General features: G+C 69.5%; 18 protein-coding genes and 1 tRNA gene. 6 read left to right on the top strand and 13 right to left on the bottom strand.

Going from position 1 to position 16908, the window contains the following annotated elements; translation table 11 throughout:
- Positions 1-174 precede the first annotated feature (174 nt).
- From AD017_RS23115 to AD017_RS35450, 4 genes are all read right to left on the bottom strand, one after another.
- The gene (locus AD017_RS23115) at positions 175-1386 is read right to left on the bottom strand and encodes an MFS transporter (RefSeq protein WP_168170464.1); all 1212 of its coding nucleotides are present in this window, start codon (positions 1384-1386) and stop codon (positions 175-177) included.
- 125 nt (positions 1387-1511) lie between these two features.
- Positions 1512-2426: a hypothetical protein gene (locus AD017_RS23110; RefSeq protein ID WP_060575532.1), complete on the bottom strand. Its 915-nt coding sequence runs from the start codon at positions 2424-2426 to the stop codon at positions 1512-1514.
- Between the two features lie 182 nt (positions 2427-2608).
- Positions 2609-3502, bottom strand: coding sequence for an HEXXH motif-containing putative peptide modification protein (locus tag AD017_RS23105; RefSeq protein WP_060575531.1), 894 nt, complete (start codon positions 3500-3502; stop codon positions 2609-2611).
- A gap of 37 nt (positions 3503-3539) precedes the next feature.
- A complete protein-coding gene (locus tag AD017_RS35450; protein ID WP_168170463.1) occupies positions 3540-3701 on the bottom strand; it encodes a hypothetical protein in 162 nt (53 codons plus the stop codon).
- A gap of 644 nt (positions 3702-4345) precedes the next feature.
- Between AD017_RS35450 and AD017_RS23100 the strand changes: the two genes are divergently transcribed.
- A complete protein-coding gene (locus AD017_RS23100; RefSeq protein WP_227013348.1) occupies positions 4346-4894 on the top strand; it encodes an HD domain-containing protein in 549 nt (182 codons plus the stop codon).
- Here the strand turns inward: AD017_RS23100 and AD017_RS23095 are convergent.
- Together AD017_RS23095 and AD017_RS23090 are read right to left on the bottom strand one after the other, a co-directional pair.
- A complete protein-coding gene (locus tag AD017_RS23095) occupies positions 4887-5360 on the bottom strand; it encodes an NUDIX domain-containing protein (protein WP_060575530.1) in 474 nt (157 codons plus the stop codon). The two genes, AD017_RS23100 and AD017_RS23095, sit on opposite strands and share 8 nt — an antisense overlap.
- Positions 5361-5516: 156 nt before the next feature.
- Positions 5517-7154: an alpha-keto acid decarboxylase family protein gene (locus AD017_RS23090; protein ID WP_060575529.1), complete on the bottom strand. Its 1638-nt coding sequence runs from the start codon at positions 7152-7154 to the stop codon at positions 5517-5519.
- Between the two features lie 92 nt (positions 7155-7246).
- Here AD017_RS23090 and AD017_RS23085 point away from each other — a divergent pair, with 92 nt between their 5' ends.
- Entirely contained in the window at positions 7247-7726 is a 480-nt protein-coding gene (locus AD017_RS23085) for an Lrp/AsnC family transcriptional regulator (RefSeq protein ID WP_060575528.1), read from the top strand.
- On the opposite strand, the gene AD017_RS23080 is transcribed toward AD017_RS23085, so the two are convergent.
- On the bottom strand, positions 7723-8193 hold the full coding sequence (locus AD017_RS23080; protein WP_060575527.1) for a GbsR/MarR family transcriptional regulator: 471 nt from the start codon (positions 8191-8193) through the stop codon (positions 7723-7725). The two genes, AD017_RS23085 and AD017_RS23080, sit on opposite strands and share 4 nt — an antisense overlap.
- Before the next feature lie 121 nt (positions 8194-8314).
- On the opposite strand from AD017_RS23080, the gene AD017_RS23075 reads away from it, so the two are divergent.
- The 4 genes from AD017_RS23075 (at position 8315) to AD017_RS23060 (ending at position 13258) form a co-directional block, all read left to right on the top strand.
- A complete protein-coding gene (locus tag AD017_RS23075; RefSeq protein WP_060575526.1) occupies positions 8315-9886 on the top strand; it encodes a GMC family oxidoreductase in 1572 nt (523 codons plus the stop codon).
- A gap of 38 nt (positions 9887-9924) precedes the next feature.
- Positions 9925-11340 carry an aldehyde dehydrogenase gene (locus tag AD017_RS23070; protein WP_060575525.1) on the top strand — a complete coding sequence of 472 codons (1416 nt, stop codon included), beginning with the start codon at positions 9925-9927 and terminating at the stop codon, positions 11338-11340.
- Positions 11337-12494: a M20 family metallopeptidase gene (locus AD017_RS23065; RefSeq protein WP_202968904.1), complete on the top strand. Its 1158-nt coding sequence runs from the start codon at positions 11337-11339 to the stop codon at positions 12492-12494. Before AD017_RS23070 ends, AD017_RS23065 begins: the two co-directional genes overlap by 4 nt.
- Positions 12495-12718: 224 nt before the next feature.
- The gene (locus AD017_RS23060; protein WP_060575524.1) at positions 12719-13258 is read left to right on the top strand and encodes a pyridoxamine 5'-phosphate oxidase family protein; all 540 of its coding nucleotides are present in this window, start codon (positions 12719-12721) and stop codon (positions 13256-13258) included.
- Positions 13259-13499: 241 nt separating this feature from the next.
- Here the strand turns inward: AD017_RS23060 and AD017_RS23055 are convergent, their stop codons facing one another.
- The 6 genes from AD017_RS23055 to AD017_RS23030 form a co-directional block, all read right to left on the bottom strand.
- Complete coding sequence (locus AD017_RS23055; protein ID WP_060576561.1) at positions 13500-13778, bottom strand: hypothetical protein; 279 nt, start codon at positions 13776-13778, stop codon at positions 13500-13502.
- 103 nt (positions 13779-13881) lie between these two features.
- Complete coding sequence (locus AD017_RS23050) at positions 13882-14220, bottom strand: DUF4288 domain-containing protein (RefSeq protein WP_060575523.1); 339 nt, start codon at positions 14218-14220, stop codon at positions 13882-13884.
- A gap of 325 nt (positions 14221-14545) precedes the next feature.
- Positions 14546-14617, bottom strand: a tRNA-Val gene (locus AD017_RS23045).
- A 61-nt stretch (positions 14618-14678) separates the two neighbouring features.
- Positions 14679-15200 (bottom strand): TIGR02611 family protein, encoded by a 522-nt coding sequence (locus AD017_RS23040; RefSeq protein WP_010241056.1) that lies wholly within the window; start codon positions 15198-15200, stop codon positions 14679-14681.
- 32 nt (positions 15201-15232) lie between these two features.
- Positions 15233-16156, bottom strand: a complete 924-nt coding sequence (locus tag AD017_RS23035; protein WP_060575522.1) for an anti-sigma factor — start codon at positions 16154-16156, stop codon at positions 15233-15235.
- A gap of 26 nt (positions 16157-16182) precedes the next feature.
- On the bottom strand, positions 16183-16860 hold the full coding sequence (locus AD017_RS23030) for an RNA polymerase sigma factor (protein ID WP_010244147.1): 678 nt from the start codon (positions 16858-16860) through the stop codon (positions 16183-16185).
- Between the last annotated feature and the right edge of the window lie 48 nt (positions 16861-16908).

Genomic DNA, 16908 nt, shown 5'->3' with positions numbered 1-16908 from the left:
GGCTCACTTCCAAACGCTCCGCAAAGCGCCAGCTACGACCTCGATGAGGCCAGCATCACGACGGCGCCGCAGACCAACCGCCAGCACAAGTTGAGCAGGCAGGGGCCGTGGGCTCCGGCGACACGGGCCTCCGCCCGTGCCTGCTCGACCTGCCACGAACGAATCTGTGCGTGGTCAACGGCTCTCGTCGGCGATCGTCTCGACGTTGGGCGCTGGGACCTCGTTCAGTCTCCAGGGACGTGCGATAAGGACGATGGTGGCGGCAGCAGCGGCGAACAGGATGAAGATCGGCCGTTGCCCGACGAGTGATGCCGCCGCGCCACCGGCGATCGCGCCGAGTGGGGCAGACCCTAGACCGACGAGCTGGAATGCGGCATTGACACGCCCTCGAAGGTCGGCAGGGACGCGCCGCTGCCTTGCGGATATCACCTGGATCGCGAAGAGCATGCCAGCTGCGCTGCACAGGAGCATGAGTGCTCCGATGACGAACGGATTCGTGGAGACTGACGGCGCGCCGATGTTCACAGTCAGTGCGAGCGCACCAATCATCACAGCAGCGGTTGCGCCGGTCCGCTTGATCACGCCACTCACGAGGAGTCCGCCGAGGACCGAGCCCACGCCGGAGCACCCAAGAAGGAGGCCGTACTCGACGCTACTGAGTCTCAGCCCTTCCGCCGATACCGCGTAGGAGACGAGGACCGCCAGACTGGCACCGGAGGCGAAGTTCATCGCACCGACAGCGGTGACGGCACGTACCAGCCATGAGTCGGCCCTGATGGCTGCCAAGCCACCGCCGACTTCCTTCGCAAACGCCGCGACACCGCGAGTTGCCCGGCGTTCGCTCGCGGGGGTCGTGGGGAAGATGGCCACTGCCGACAGGTAGCTCACGATCACGAACACCAGCGCCATTGGTGGACTCCAGTTGAACAGAAGCCCACCCAATGCCGGACCTACGAGGGTGTTGCTGGTGTTCTGGACTACCGAGACTCTTCCGTAGACAGAGTCCAGACGCTCGTCCGAGACGATCTGCGGGACCGCGCTCTGCGCACTGAGGTCAGAGAAGATCTCCGAGAATCCACACATCAGAGCGACTGTGAGCAGCAGCGGCAGTGGTGGCGCAGCACTGGTCATCACTACGCCGACCAGTAGCCCGGCCAGCACCACCGCTCGAATCGCGTTCGACGCTCTGATCAGGGAAGACTTGCGTGAGCGATCGATGACAACGCCGGCCAGCAGGCTTCCCAGAAGCCAAGGAGCGAGCAGCGCACCCACCAGCAGGGAGACCTCGAATGGGCTAGCTCCGGAGCGGATCGCCAACAGAGGCAGGGCCAGCCTGAGAATCCCATCAGAGAGGTTTGTGGCGGCCGACGTCGTGACGACGCGCACTTCTATCGCCGATCGCACGCCACTGCCCCCGCCCTAACGCCGCTTTGCCTCCTTGCTCAGTTGGAATACTAACCGAGCCACGGATACCGCGTGCCAACGCGGAACAGCTCGGCCTCGGCGGGTGTTTACACGTCGGCCATCGTGAGCCCGTACCGTCTGAGGATCCGGTCGGCGTCGCCTGCGCCGGCGAGTGAGCCGTCGCCGACTGCTCGACTGAGCGCCCCACCGACATCGGTCTTCCACCCCGCATCCGACAGTTGACTGAGGATCATGTTGAGGCTGTGCTCGTCCCAGCTGCTGGCCAGTGCCGCGATGCTGACCGAGCCATCCCCGAGGCTGCCAGATCCCGGCCGCTCCTTCATGAGGGCCTTAAGAAAATCTGTTGATCGGTAGTGCGCTCCCGCGTTCACAACAACATCACCGAGCAGGACATCGCTACTCGCCAACTCTGCCAGCAGCGCAGAATACTGCGGAGTGAACAGGATGTCGGTCATCTTGATAACGGTGAACAAGTTTGCCTGCACAGTCTGGCCCTGTGTAGTGCCCCGGAACGCCTCGCGAAATGCATCCGGGTCAGACCGTGAGAGCATGCGCATGATCTTCAGGCGAGTTCGCATCGCCGTCGTCGCCACCTTGTAGCTGCCACGCACATCCGGCGGGAAGTAGTTGCGTTGGGGCCCGAGCTCGGCCACCGGATAGGTGCGGAAGAGAAGGCTGACGGTAGGCAGGTTCAGATGGCAGACAGAGTGCGGCGCGGCGTCACCTGGCAGAACAACTGATGCAGTCCCCGGAGTCCAGACTGTCGCCTGGTTGATATCAAATCGCCCCGGCTGCACACCTTCCTGAATGTCGTCACCCTGGAACTTGAAGGTGACATCCAGTGACTTGCCCGATAGCTGAAACTGTACACCGGAGAAATCGTGGTCGTGGATATTCAGATCACTGGCCCACCAGTTAAGGACTTCCACCCAGTAGTGACCATCGTCATATAGCTTGAAATACAAGTCGGAAAACGTCGAAGGCTGCTGGAGATCACCCACGGCAGGATCCATGCCGACCCGGTACAGGTTCGTGAGGTCGCCAAAGTACCTGAGATCAAGGTTGCGGGTAAGATCTAATACGATTTCCGGGAAATCATCGAGGTCTCGCCCGCTGCGTCCTCATTCGTTGCTGATGCGCTCGGCGCATTCCACCAGCGCATCATACTCAGGGATAGCCATCGTCACGCCTCCTCCACGAGAGCAGTAGCTGAGCGCGCGTCGAGACATCTACGCTTCGACCGATTAACCAGATCGACGGTCCGATCTGACACCAGCTCAGGCAGGTTCGAAAGTGCGAGGACGCTGTCGCAAGCGTCGATCGTTGCGCTGATTACTGTAGGGGTATCAGGATGAACCTTCCGGGGGGTGCAGGCGCCCTCATCCAGTATCGCAGAGCGCGCGCTGACCAGCTCTGCGGCGACGACGATGCTATGGACGACCTTGTCGAGCGGTCGCTTGCTTTTCCGAATAGCGGACTGTGCGAAATTTGCGGGTTCGCCGATGAGTGAGTACTCGAAGTGGTAATGGCAATATTCGTCGATAAACAGGAGGTGATGAGTTAGCTCGTGAATGAGCAGCTCGCAGATGTCATCGGTCGACAGATCGTCGTTCAGCGAGAGCCAGATGGACCCGATCGCATTGCTCGACGAGCCACCGTGCGCGGCGGATCCGTCGCTGACACGGTTTGTCTTCTTGATGAAGATCGAGTGGATCACTAGCTCAAACATCGCATGCAGAGTGGCATCCCGATCTGCAATTCGATCGATCGCTGGGCGTACTTGTGCGATACGCTTCGCGTGCTCCTCAGGCGTGAACGCGTCACCGATGATCGTGCTCTGATCGAGGTCGTTCAGGTTACCCCCCGAGTACGCACGGGCGATCGCATCGGCCGTCGCCGGGTCAGTGATGAACACATCATCGGAGTGGTTGACTGGCGCCTCGAAGCGAGGGTCCGAGAGGAAGCGGAGGTACTGCTCTCGCAGGTCGCCAAGGGTGGTCACCGCCCCTGTGTTACCTGAGCGCGACAAACGGAAGACATTCTGGATGATCTCGTCGTCACCGTAAAGATAGTACATCCAGCTCCTCGCTTCCTCTCGAACCTCGTATCGCCGATTAGTCGAATGCAACCATGTTCATCGGCTGGCGGTTGACACTCTGATCCGTGAGAAGACGGTCGACCCGAATAGCGGAGTCCTCCACCTCCTCGGTGTTGACCAGTGCGACGACGTCGGAGATATCGATGCTGGAGTTGGACGGCTTCTCGGTGGTGGTCATGACGCGACTCCAAACTAGATGGGCACCCTACGAATCAGAGGTGATCGCAGGGATCGGACCGAAATCGCGCGCGGAACGTGCGACTCGGAGCTTCGCCACACTGGGGAAATCCGAAGCTCGACAATACAAGCACGAGCCAGCTATTCGCGTCAATGCAGGCGGATCACACATAAGCGCGTCACACATCTGGTCTGCTGCATGATAGCTGCAAGTACCAATGATCTTGTTCGCCGTAGCGCAGATCAACCGAATGGCGGTTGAAGTGGTCACGAAGTAGATCGTGGTCGCGTATTTGCAGCACTGCTGCGCGCGTCGCGCTGTGGCCAGTCCGCATGGCTGGATGACCATCCAGCGGCAAGCGGATGATCGGATATTTCGAGTACTTGCAGCGCGGATAGCACCCACGGGTCGTGTTCGCCCAGGTCGGTCGAGCCGAGAATGGTCATTATGTTCGATCGCCGCCACGGAGAGCACTTGCTAGTGCTTGCAAAAAGCGAGCATCAAAAGATGCTGACGCGGGGCCGCACCTCGAGTTGAGCGACGCACTTCTCGTATGTCGGGTCGCGCTCCTCGGTCCACAGCGCGGCCGGCACCCGCCATCCACCGCAAGAGTGCCGTCGCCGGAATCGAACCGCACGGTCGACGTGCCGCCGACCGTGTCGACCTTCGGCGGTTGCTCACTCATGTTGACGCCCGGGTCAGTGACGCGCAGCGTCCCGGTCCACGTCGCGGCCTGCGGCAGTGTGCCCCCTGCCGTCACCGACGACGGCCGAGAGCTACTGGTGGTCGCGGCGTGGCTGCACGACATCGGCTACTCCCCCGCCGTCCGGGACGCCGGGAGCCAACAGGTCGACGGCGCGGCGCACCTGGAGCGCGAGGGCTACCCGGAGCGCTTGTGCGCGTTGGTCGCCCACCACTCGGCAGCGTCCTACGAAGTGGCAGAGCGCGGTCTCGGCGACCGCCTCGCCCGCTGGGAGCGCGAACGCTCGCCAGTGGCCGATGCACTCTGGACTGCGGACATGACCACCGGGCCGGGAGGTCAGCGGATGAGCTACCCGGAACGGCTCGACGAGATCCTGGAGCGCTACGAGCCGGACTCCGCGGTCGCCCGGGCGATGACGACGGCGCGAACCTCGATCGAGGCCGCAATCGACCGGACCACACGGCACCTCGAACGAGCGCGGCTCAGCTGATCCGCGGCGTGGAATCGCCACGGAGGGCGTCGTCGATCCGCCGGCGCATGGACGGGTGGATGGTCAGGTCGGGGATGTCGGCAGGATCGACCCACTTCGCCGCCTTCGTCTCGGTGCCGTCCTCGCGCAGCGTGCCGCCGGTGGGCCGGGCGTGGAAGCACACGGAGAACTCCTGGCGGACCTCGCCGTCGTCGTAGGCCATGACGTGGCCGGGGTCGGTGTAGATGCCGACGAGCCCGGTGATCTCGACGGTCAGGCCGGTCTCCTCGGCAACTTCGCGGACGGCGGCCTCGGAGATCGACTCACCCAGATTCATGCCGCCGCCCGGAAGAGCCCACTTGTCGTTGTCGACCTTGTGGATCATGAGCAGGTGCCCACGGTCGTCCCGCACCGCGGCGGTGGTGGACGGGACGACGCTGTTCGCCTGCGGGGCGTCAGAGTCCTGGAAGTAGTCGATACGGCCCATCGGGCGAGCATGGCGCACGTTCACCTCGCACGAGGCCGGCTCACTCCCGGACCTTCCTCGAACGAGTGCATGAGGTGCTCTCGCACCAGCCCGCCGGGGACGCGGCGCAGTGCATGACCGCGCGCCCGGGGCGCTGCGCCGACCCTCCTCGGCGTCTCAGCGCCCGTGGTAGTTGTCGGCCAGACCGCGCAGTCCGGCGGGCAGGTCGAGCGGATCGGTCCGCACGTGCAGCACGACCAGGCTGTCCGGTGAACAGGACACCGCGGCCAGGGCCTCGTCCAGCTCGCCGGGCGTCGCCGGCTCGGCCGTCACCATCGGCACGCCGGGCGCGAACGCACGGGCGAGCGCGCACCAGTCCCATGGGGCGACGTCGTTGTAGACCGCCGCCGGGCTCTGCAGAGCGCGTTCGATCGTGTAGCCGGAGTTGTCGACGACGATCACGACCGGCGGCTGCGGCAGCCGCGCGAGCGTGCTGAGCTCCTGCACCGTCATCTGGGCGGCACCGTCACCGATCACCAGCACCGGTCGTCGTTCCGGGTCGGCGACGGCGCAGCCCAGCGCGGCGGGCAGCGCGTAGCCGATCGACGACCACACCGGCTGCGCGACGACGTCGGAGCCTGCCGGCAGCGTGATCCCGGCCGCGCCCCAGAACGTGGTGCCGATGTCGGTGACCAGCCGGTGCCCGTGCGGGAACCAGCCTTCCAGGTGCGCCCACAGCGTCGCCTGGTCGAGCGCCGGACCGGCCTCGGGGCCCTCCGGAGCGGTGTCGGGCAGGTCGCGGCGCAGCGCAGCGCCGTCGACCAGTTCGGTCAGCACGTCCAGAGCGGTCGCGAACGGCACGCCGTCGATCCGCGACCCGGCCACCGTGGCGCCGTGCAGGCCCAGGTGGATGGTGTGGGCGGGATCGTCGCGGTGCGAGAACATCCCGGTCACGGCGTCGGCCATCAGCGTCCCGGCCTCGATCACGACGTCCGCGGTGTCGACGGCGAGGATCGCCCGCTTGGCACCGATCGTTCCGCAGTAGACCCCCGCGAAGTGCGGCGAGCCGGGGTCGACGGCGCCGCGGGCGGAGACCAGGGTGACGACCGGGGAGGCGGCCGCGTCGACCAGCCGGGCGAACCGGTCGACGGCGCCGGAGCGCTCCACGAGGTGGCCGGCCACCAGGACGGCGCTGCGGGCCCCGCCGAGCAGGTCGGCGGCGGCGGACCGGAACCGGCCGACCGCGCGCTCGTCCGTCGCGGTGAGCGGGAGCGGGGCCGCCGGTGCGAGAACCAGTGCGGTGGCGACGTCGACCGGTACGGCCAGGTAGACCGGACGCAGCTCGCGGACCGCGGTGGCCAGGACGTCGTCGATCCGCTCCGCGGCGTCCCGGGCGGTCAGGACGGCACCGGCGGCGGTGACCTCGGCGTAGGCGCGGGCGAAACGGCCGAAGTCGCCGTCGCCGAGCGTGTGGTGCAGCAGCCGTCCCGCGGCGGCGGACGTCGTGGGCGGAACGCCGGTGATCTGGACCAGCGGCACGTTCTCGGCGTAGGCGCCCGCGACCGCGTCGATCGCGCTGAGCTCGCCGACGCCGAACGTCGTGACCATCGCGGCCATGCCCCGGGTGCGGGCGTAGCCGTCCGCGGCGTATCCCGCGCCCAGCTCGTTCGGGGACCCGACCCACTCCTGGCGTCCCTCGGCGAGCATGTGATCGAGCAGGGTGAGGCTGAAGTCGCCGGGAACACCGAACAGGTGCTCGACGCCCAGCTCGCCCAGCCGGCGGGCGAGGTACTGCGCAACGGTCACGGTCTGCATGACCCCAGCTGACGACGGTGCATCGCTCTGCGCAATACTCGACCGATCGACTGCGCAGAATGCGTCATCCTACGGCGAGGCATGAACAGGAGATGGTCATCGTGCGCCCTCTGGACGGGACCGACGCCCGGATCCTCCTCGCGCTCGACGACGACCCCGGCGCGACCGTCGTGGCCCTCGCCGAGCGCCTGGGCCTGGCCCGCAACACGGTCCACGCACGGCTGCGCAGGCTCGATGCCGACGGCGCCCTCGCCCCGCCGAGCGTGCGCGTCCGGCCCGCGCACGCCGGGCTCCCGGTGCTCGCGTTCCTGACGCTGGCCATCAGCCAGGGGGACGCCGACGCGACGATCGCCGAGATCGCCGCGGTGCCCGAGGTGTGCGAGATGCACGCGATCACCGGGGACGGCGACCTGCACGTCCGCGTCGTCGCCGCGGACAACGCCGACCTGCACCGGATCACCGGCAGGCTGCTCGGCTGCACCGGGGTCGTGCGCTCCAGCACGGTGATCTCGATGGTGGAGGTGGTCCCGCTGCGGACGGCGCCGACGCTGTCCGGGATCGCCGACCGCTAGAGACCGGCCCGGTACTCCTCGAGCAACGCCGTCAGGCGGGCGACCATGAAGTCGTAGTACCCGGCCATGTCGTGCAGCCTGCGGCGCTGCGTCTCCGGCAGGGCGGCCCCGTTCGCCTCCGTCCGGTGGGCGAGGTCGCGCAGGTCCCGGGTCTGCCGGAGCTGGTGTTCCAGGCAGCCGACCCAGGCGTCCGCACGCCACTCGTAGACGAAGTGCCGTGCACCCGGCGCCTTGACCCGCTGCACGACGCCGTTGGTGATCAGCAGGCGGGTGATCTCCGACATCGACCCCGCACTGGCACCGACGTCGGCCTGCAGCTGCTGAGCGGACATCGCCCCCTCGGCGAGCATCAGCACCCCGGCCGTGCGTCCGGCCATCGGCGGCCAGCCCATGGTCCGGCCGAGGACCGACGCGAAGTCGTCGATCAGGACCTCCGCGTCCGCCGAACGGGTGCCCGAGGCGACCATACCGACCTCATTTCGATCAGCTCTGAATTTTCGCTATTGACTGAGAGTTCAGGAAACGCTGATAGTACCGGCCATCGGCGGCCCCGTCCGGGATGCTGCCCCGTCCGGCGGAGGTTCGTCCGTGACCAGGAACGGCTGGGACGTCATCGTGGTGGGGGCCGGTTCGTCCGGCGCCGTCCTCGCGAGCCGCCTCTCCGAGCAGGGACGACGCGTCCTGCTCCTCGAGGCCGGCCCCGACTTCCGCTCGGCGGAGATGGCGGAGGTCTGGCGCTCCCCGAACCCGGTGCGCGCACTGATCGACCCGGCGGCGAGCGCGCCGCTGGTGTGGTCGGGCCTGCTCGCGACCCGGACCGACAAGCAGGAGCCCGCTCTCTACTGGCGGGGCCGCGGCACCGGCGGCAGCTCCTCGATCAACGGGCAGATCGCCATCCGGCCGCCGATGGAGGACTTCACGGACTGGGTCCGGCAGGGGTGCACCGGCTGGTCCCCGGACGACGTGCTGCCCTACTTCGCCCGGTCCGAGGACGACGAGCAGTTCGGCGCCGAGCCGTACCACGGCCTCGGTGGGCCGACCCCGATCCACCGGATGGCCCGCGCGGACTGGGGGTCGGTCGACACCGCGCTGCACGCGGCCGCGCTGGCAGCGGGCCACGCCCCGGCCGAGGACGTCAACGCGCCGGGCGCGAGCGGTGTCTCGCCCTACCCGATCAACTCCCGGCACGGTCGCCGCGTCACCGTCAACGACGGCTACCTGGAGCCGGTGCGCGGGTCCGGTGCCCTCACCGTCCGGGGCGACGCCCTCGTCGACCGCGTGCTGATCGAGCACGGCCGTGCACGGGGTGTCCGGTACCTCGCCGACGGCGTCCCGGTCGAGGAGCGGGCGGATGTCGTCGTGCTGAGCGCCGGTGCGGTGCACTCCCCCGCGGTGCTGATGCGCTCCGGCGTCGGCCCGGCCGGTGCGCTGCGCGGACTCGGGATCGACGTCGTCGCCGACCTCCCGGTCGGCGCCGGCCTGCAGGACCACCCGATGGTCGGGGTGGCCATCCCGCTGAACGAGGCCTCGGCGATCCGCACCGCCGACGACCGGCACACCAACGTCTGCGTGCGCTACACGAGCGACGCGCAGGACGCGCTGCCGCTGGACATGATGTTCGTGTCGCTCAACCAGAACGTCCTGTCGATGGAGAGCGCCGACGTCCGGTTCGGTGCGGGCGGTTTCGGGGTCTGGGTCAACCAGGCCCACTCCCGCGGCTCGGTCACCCTGAACTCGGCGGACCCCACCGCCCATCCCGAGGTCCGGGAGGCGATGCTCTCCGACGAGCGCGACCTCTCCCGGTTGCGCTCCGGGTTGCGCGCACTGGTCACGATGGCCCGCGGCGACGACGTCGCCGCCATCTCGGACGGACCGGTCGACCGGGTGAACGGCCGGCTGCTCTCGATCCTGGACGACGACGCGCAGCTCGACGACCACCTCCTGGCCACGGCCGCCGACGCCCAGCACGCCACCAGCACCTGCCGGATGGGTGACCCGGCGAGCGGGGACACCGTCGTCGACCCGGGCTGCCGGGTGCTCGGCGTCGACGGGCTGCACGTCGTCGACGCCTCGATCTTCCCGTCCGTCCCGCGGGCGAACACGAACCTCGCCGCGATCATGGCCGGCGAGCTGATGGCCGACCGGCTCGGCCGCTCGTGACCGCCCCCGTCCACGACCCGAGGAGCGCGATCCCTGCCGTGCGCACGCTGCAGAACCACGTCGGGGGCCACTGGACGGCATCGGCCGCCGACGGGACCGGTGACCTGGTCGACCCGGCCACCGACGAGCTCGTGGCCCGGTGGCCGGTGGGCTGCGCCGAGGACGTCGACCGCGCGGTGACGGCCGCCGCCGCGGCCCGGCCGGCGTGGTCCGCGCTGTCGCTCGACGAGCGCCTCGCACACCTGGAGCGGGTCGCCGACACCGTTGCCGCACACACGGACGAGCTCGCCGAGCTGCAGTGCCGGGAGATGGGCAAGCCGGTCGGGCTGGGCGCGACCTTCATCGCGAACGGCGTCGCCGCGCTGCGCGGCTCACTGGCCGACGCCCGCAGCTACACGTTCGACACCACGACCACGCATCCGAACGGGAGCTCCACCCGCGTTCTGCGCCACCCGCTGGGCGTCGCCGCGGTGATCACGCCGTGGAACTTCCCGGTGCTCAACGTGCTGATCGCGATCGGACCGCTGCTGGCGGCGGGCAACACGGTCGTCCTCAAGCCGTCCGAGCGCTCCCCGCTGTCCAGCACGCGGCTGGTCGAGCTGCTCGACCTGCCCGACGGCGTGCTCGTCCTGGTGCACGGCGACGTCCGCGCGGGCGGTCCGCTCGCCGGGCACCCGGGGGTCGGCCTGGTCCGGTTCACCGGCTCGGTCGCGGCCGGGCGCGCCGTCGGCGCGAGCTCCGGGCACAGCCTGCACCGGTCCGTGCTGGAGCTCGGCGGCAAGGACCCGGTGATCGTCGACGCCGGCGTCGACCCGGTCGCGACCGCGCAGGCCGTCGCGTTCGGGGCGTTCGTCAACACCGGACAGATCTGCACGTCGATGGAACGCATCTACGTGCACCGCGACGTCGCGACGGCGTTCGTGACCGCACTCTGCGAGGCCGCGGCCGGCTACACCACCGGCGACGGCCGCGACGAGAAGACGGTGCTCGGCCCGCTCGTCGACCGGCGTCAGCGGGAGATCGTGCACCGCCACGTCACCGACGCCGTCGACCGCGGGGCGACCGTGCTCGTCGGCGGGGCCGTCCCGCCCGGGCCGAGCAGCTTCTACCCCGCCACGGTGCTCACCGGCGTCGACGAGTCGATGCTCGTCATGACCGAGGAGACGTTCGGCCCGGTCGCGCCGGTCCGGATCGTCGACTCCTGGGAGGAGGGCATCGCACGGGCCGGCGACTCGCCGTTCGGCCTGGCGTGCACCGTCTACACCTCGGATCCCGCCCACATCGCGTCGGCCGGGTCCGTGCCGGCCGCGGTGACCTGGGTGAACCAGTGGCAGGGCGGCGGACCGGGCCGGGTCTACGAGCCGTCCGGGGACAGCGGGATGGGCGCGACCGGATCGCACGCCGCCTTCGACGCCGCGACCCGCCCGGCGACGGTGCACGTGGGCGCGCCGTGACCGCGCCGCCGACCGCCCCCGACCGGCTGCGGCGCGACGTCGAGGGGCGGATCCGGGCGGCCGGCACCGACCTGGTGGCGCTGTCACACCGGATCCACGCGCACCCCGAGCTCGCGTTCTCCGAGATCCGCGCCAGCACGTGGGTGGCCGAAGCGCTGGCCGGGGCCGGCTTCGCCGTCGAGCACGGGTGCCACGGCCTGCCGACCGCGGTGCGCGCGACGATCGGGACCGGCCCGGTGCACGTCGGGATCTGCGCGGAGTACGACGCGCTGCCCGGCATCGGGCACGCCTGCGGGCACAACGTCATCGCCGCCGCGGCCGTCGGCGCCGGGCTCGGGCTGGCGCGGGTCGCCGACGACCTCGGGCTGACGGTGACCGTTCTCGGCACACCCGCCGAGGAGGGCGGCGGCGGCAAGGTGCTGATGCTGGAGCGCGGGGCCTTCGACGGCCTCGACGCCGCCATGATGGTGCACCCCGCAGCCGTCGAGATGGCGGCGATGCCCGGCTCGGCGGTCTCCGTGTTCGACGTGACTTACCGGGGCGTCCCCGCGCACGCGGGTGCCTATCCGGAGCGCGGGATCAACGCCGCGGACGCGATGACCGTCGCCCAGGTCGCGATCGGGCTGCTCCGCCAGCAGACCACCGGCACCGACCGGATCCAGGGCGTGGTCACCGAGGCCGGGACCGCCGCCAACGTGATCCCCGACCTCGGCCGCGGCCGATGGATCGTCCGGACCGGGACCGTCGACGAGCTGGGACCGCTGACCCGGCGGGTGCAACGCTGCTTCGAGGCCGGCGCCCTGGCGACCGGCTGCGATCTCGAACTCGTCCCGGCCTGCCCCGACTACGCCGACCTGCGCCCCGACCCCGGGCTGCTGGCCCGTTACCGGGCCAACGCCGAAGCGCTCGGCCGCACGTTCCCGGACCCACCCTCGGGAGGTGTCGTGGGGGCGGCCACCGACATGGGCAACGTCTCGCACGTCGTGCCGACGATCCACCCGATGCTCGGGCTGGACTGCGCCCCCGCGGTGAACCACCAGCCCGAGTTCACCGCGGCCGCCATCAGCCCGGCGGCCGACCGCGCGGTCCTCGACGGCGCGATCGCGATGGCCTGGACCGCCGCCGACCTGGCCGCCGGGAAGCCCGGAGCATGACGGCCGGTGGAACCCGGTGCGCGCGGGACCCGACCCATCGGTGGTCCGGTCGGTGATCGACACCCGGCGACGGCCTCTTCCTGGAGGAAGGGCGTTCAGTAGCGGCCGGTACGCGGCCAGGCCGTAGCGGATCCGCGCAGTGAGAATTCCGGTCCCGAGCGCGTTCTTCCCTCAGTGCGCAGCTCGACGGCCTCGCTGTCGGTGGCAGCTGATTACCTAGCCGAATGTTCGAAACTCCGGACGAGCTTCGCAGCCTCCAGGTCCTGCTCGACAAGTCGCTTGCCGCGTCCAGCGACCACCTGAAGTCGATCGTTCGGCCAGGTGAGAGCACCTTGGACGCCGAGCAGGTCGTCCACGCCTGCCAGGGCATGTGCACACTGGCCATCGCCACAGTCACCCGGCGCGGCGAGCCACGCATCAGCGGCGCCGACGGGCACTTCCTGCACGGCCGCTGGATCATGGGTACCCACCGCCAGGCCGCGAAAGCCCGCCATCTCGCAGCGCGGCCCGGCATCAGCGCGACCTTCATGCGCGGCGAGCAGCTCGGCATCTTCACGCACGGACACGCCATTCCGTTGAACCCCGAGGGGACGAGCAGCGACCCGACTTGGCCGGACGTCCGCGACTACCTCGTCGACCACTACGACGACGATGGCGACAACCCGTTCTGGGACGAGAACGTCTGGTATCGCATCGACCCCACCTGGATGGTCGCCTACAGCGTCGACCCCCTCGGCCTGCTCACCCCACGACCATCGGACTGATGGTTCCCGCGAATCCTCCTCAGGCCGTCACCGGGGGACCGGTCGAGGGTTGCAGGCGCCCCCGCCTGCACTGCGGATCTGACCGGTCGTTCCGGAGCCGGCCTGGAAAGCAGGCTCCGGAAATGAGCTCCGGGAACATCCCCGGACACAACGAAATCCCTGGTCAGATCCGGCTCTTCGATGACGTGACCAGAGGTTCTGACACTGGCGACACTGGGCTGGCATCGGCGTGGAGCTGCCCTCACTCGGCTGGTCCCGCGGCGGGCCCACCACCGTGCTGCTCGATCCGCGCCTGCTCGATCAACTCCGGGTAGTTCTCGACGGCCTCATCGTCATCCAGTTTCCAGTGTGCCGTCGACCAGGGGATCGGACATGGAGATCGATGCATCGGGTCGGGGCAGAGCATCAGTTGGATCTTGTCGGTCAGCTCTCTGGCTTGCTCAGCCGTGCAGAACACACCGATCCTGAGTTCCCACACGCCTGCGTGCTCCTGGTCCGCCGGCTCCGGTACCGCGTTCATGTCCGTGACTGTGACGACGGGGAAAGAGAACGGCATCAGGGTTTCACCTGGCCCGGTACGGATGTCTCGAGAGCGGGGTCAGGGCCCGCCCTGCTGCTCGTGGTCAGAGCTGCTCGCCGTCGCACAAGGGGTCGAACCGCCGGTACGCCGCGATGTCGCGGAAGTGGCGGCTGTACACGTCGACGACTGTCGTCGTGAAGTCGTCGCTCAGAGCCGGGGCGACATCGACGACGCGCACCAGGCGATCACTGACCGTCTCCCCAGCGTGGTTCGTGAAGGAGGTCTCGGCGTCGTGCCCGTGTCGTTCGGCAAGGCCCTGGGCGCCGTCCAGTGACGGCGCGCGCAGCATGAGGACGTCCTCGCGGTAGAGCGGTCGACAGCTCGGCGCCGACGATGTCGACTCGAACAGGAGGACAGCGACGAACAGCGCGTCAGGAGCCATGTCCGCATCGTCGCCCCGGAGGCTGCCGACTCGCTTCAGGTCGATCCCGGAGGCGCACCCCGGGATCGTGAACGGGACATGCCCGTCATCGTCGACGCGCCTTCGGGCAATCCGGAGTGCGAGTTCCTTACATCTCGGGCCGGCCGCAGTGGCGGTCGTGCGCGCGCCAGTCGCCGGTCGGGAGGTGGGAGGCAGCGACGCGGCCCGCCCGGGCCCACGACCACGAGCAGGCCGCGGGAATGGCGGGGCTGCGGTGATCCGGAAATGCACTCCGGGAACGACTGAGGCCCAACCCGAATGGATCGGATTGGGCCTCTGACCTGCGTGGGCGATACTGGGATCGAACCAGTGACCTCTTCGGTGTGAACGAAGCGCTCTCCCCCTGAGCTAATCGCCCTCAGCGGTAGTACGTACTCTACACAGCCCGTCCCACCGCCGTTCACGGGGGTCGATCCCGATCACTGCGACGGCGTGACCATCGTCGACCCCGGGATCTCGACCGGCGGGGGCGGCGGCTGGAGCAGCGGCATGAGCGGGGACTTCAGCCAGGCCCACTCGATCCCGACCCACCCGCCGACGGTCTCGAAGACCCCCACCGCCCAGGCGCACAGCGCGACGACGCCCAGGATCGCCGTCATCACCAGCACCTGGACCACCCGGGTCTGGCGGCCCATCCAGGCCACCCAGGCGTCGTACCGGACCCGGACCCAGTGCAGCAGCCGCTTGGCCCAGTGGAACTCGGCGGCCAGCACCCCCAGCCCGAGGAAGATGATCGCCCAGCCCGGCCCGGGGGCCGGGAGCGCGATGATCCCGATCACGACGATGGCCGTGCCTAGCACGCCCGCCGTGATCCGGTAGGTCATGTCCAGGACCGGGTTCCGCGCCACACCGGCCCGGAAGATCCGGTAGCGGACCTTGGTCTTCCGGAACCACGTCCGGAGCCCGGTGTAGCGACGGCGGCGGGGTCGCTGCCCCGTCACCGTCGTCCCGGTGTCGTTCTGCTCCGTCGTACTCAGGTCTCCACCCGCCCAGCCGCGACTACTGCCGACGGCGCGGGCGGAGCGACCCGCCCGCGCTCGAGCGAGACCGCGTACTGCTCGTACGTCCCGCTCCCGGGCGATGCTACTGACATCGGGCTGTTGATTCCCGTACGGACGTCGAACGTTCCGACGGCCTGCGGGTTCGCGTCACCGTTCAGACCCCAGAGGACGTAGGTCTGGTCGTCGACCTGGTTCGGCGCCAGTGCCATCGGCATGACCTCGGGCCTGCCGTCCTGCACGATCACCGCGGCCATCGGCGCCGCGGACGGGTCGGTCGGGGACGCGAGGAACGCGTGCGTCGTGCCCGGCTTGGCGAGCGCCCCGAGGACGTCCTCCATCTGCTGGGCCTGCGCGATGCTCGCGTCCCGCTCGGAACGCAGCGCCTGGATCTGCCCGGCGAGCACCCCGCCCCCGACGAGGACGGCCACGATCGCGGCGGTGGCGAGCAGCGCCCGGCCCGTACGACCGGACGGTCCACGACGCGCGCGACGGCGGCCGGGGCCGGCCGCGGGACGCTCCGCTCCCCCACGCGCCGGCTCCGGGCGCGACGACGGCGACTGCCTCGGCGGCACGAGTGCGGGTGCCGGTCGGCGCCCGGGGGACGGCACGACGTACTCGGGTCCGGCGGGCCCGCTGCCGATCCGGTCCCCCGGCACCACACGCTCGCCGTGGCCGCGCCCCGCCTGGGGGGTGCGTCGTGCCTCCTCCATGATCGCGTCACGGAGGCCGCGCGGGGGCTCGTACTGCGGGAGCGCGGTGGCGAGGCCCGTCGTGACACCCGCCACATCGGCGGCGACCCGCCGGCACTCCGCGCATCCGGCCAGATGCTCGATCACCTCGAGCTCCTCGTCGGGCTCGAGAGCGTGCAGCGCCCAGCCGACCGTCTGTTCACTCATCGGGCAGGGCCTCCTCTCGTTCCCGTTCACGTCACACCCCCGGGCCACTCGGCGCCGGAGTCCCCGATCACGGGGCCCAGCAGGTTCCGGAGTCTCGCGACCCCGGTGAACATCCGGGACTTCACGGTGCCCAGCGGCACCCCTGTCATCGCGGCGACCTCGCGCTGCGTGTAGCCGCCGTAGTAGGCGAGCGCGAGCACACGCCGCTGTTCGGCGGGCAGCCGTCCCAGCGCGTCCCGCACCTGGCCGGCCACGACCGATCCGATCGCGTCCTCGTCGGCACCCGGGCCGGGCGGGGCGTTCCACTCCGCGCCGTCCTCGCTCGCCGGCACGGTGCGGCGCCGGATGGCGCTCTCGCGCCGGACGGCGTCCACCGACTTGTGGTGCACGAGCGTCAGCAGCCAGGTGCCGAACCGGCCGCGCTCCGGGTCGAACCGCGAGGGGTCCCGCCAGAACGCCAGGAACACCTCCTGGACGACGTCCTCGGCGAGCCCCTCGTCGGCACAGATCCGTCGCGCGAGCGAGTACGCCTGCCGCCCGAACCGGTCGTACAACTCACCCAGGGCGGTGGAGTCTCCGGACACGATCCGTTGCACGAGCCGCACGTCCTCGGCGCCGTCCCGGCGAGGAGGTTCGCGGCGTGCGACACCCTCACCGGGCCGCCCGCGCTCCGGACGGTCCGGTGGATCGGCGATGCCTGCCACCAGCGATGTCCTCACAGTTGAAGTGTTCGATGTCCTGGCCCGATCGGT

This window comes from Pseudonocardia sp. EC080619-01 (assembly GCF_001420995.1).
Classification (GTDB): Bacteria; Actinomycetota; Actinomycetes; order Mycobacteriales; family Pseudonocardiaceae; genus Pseudonocardia.
Note: the sequence above shows the minus strand (reverse complement) of the source record. Positions and strands in the feature narration are given on the sequence as shown.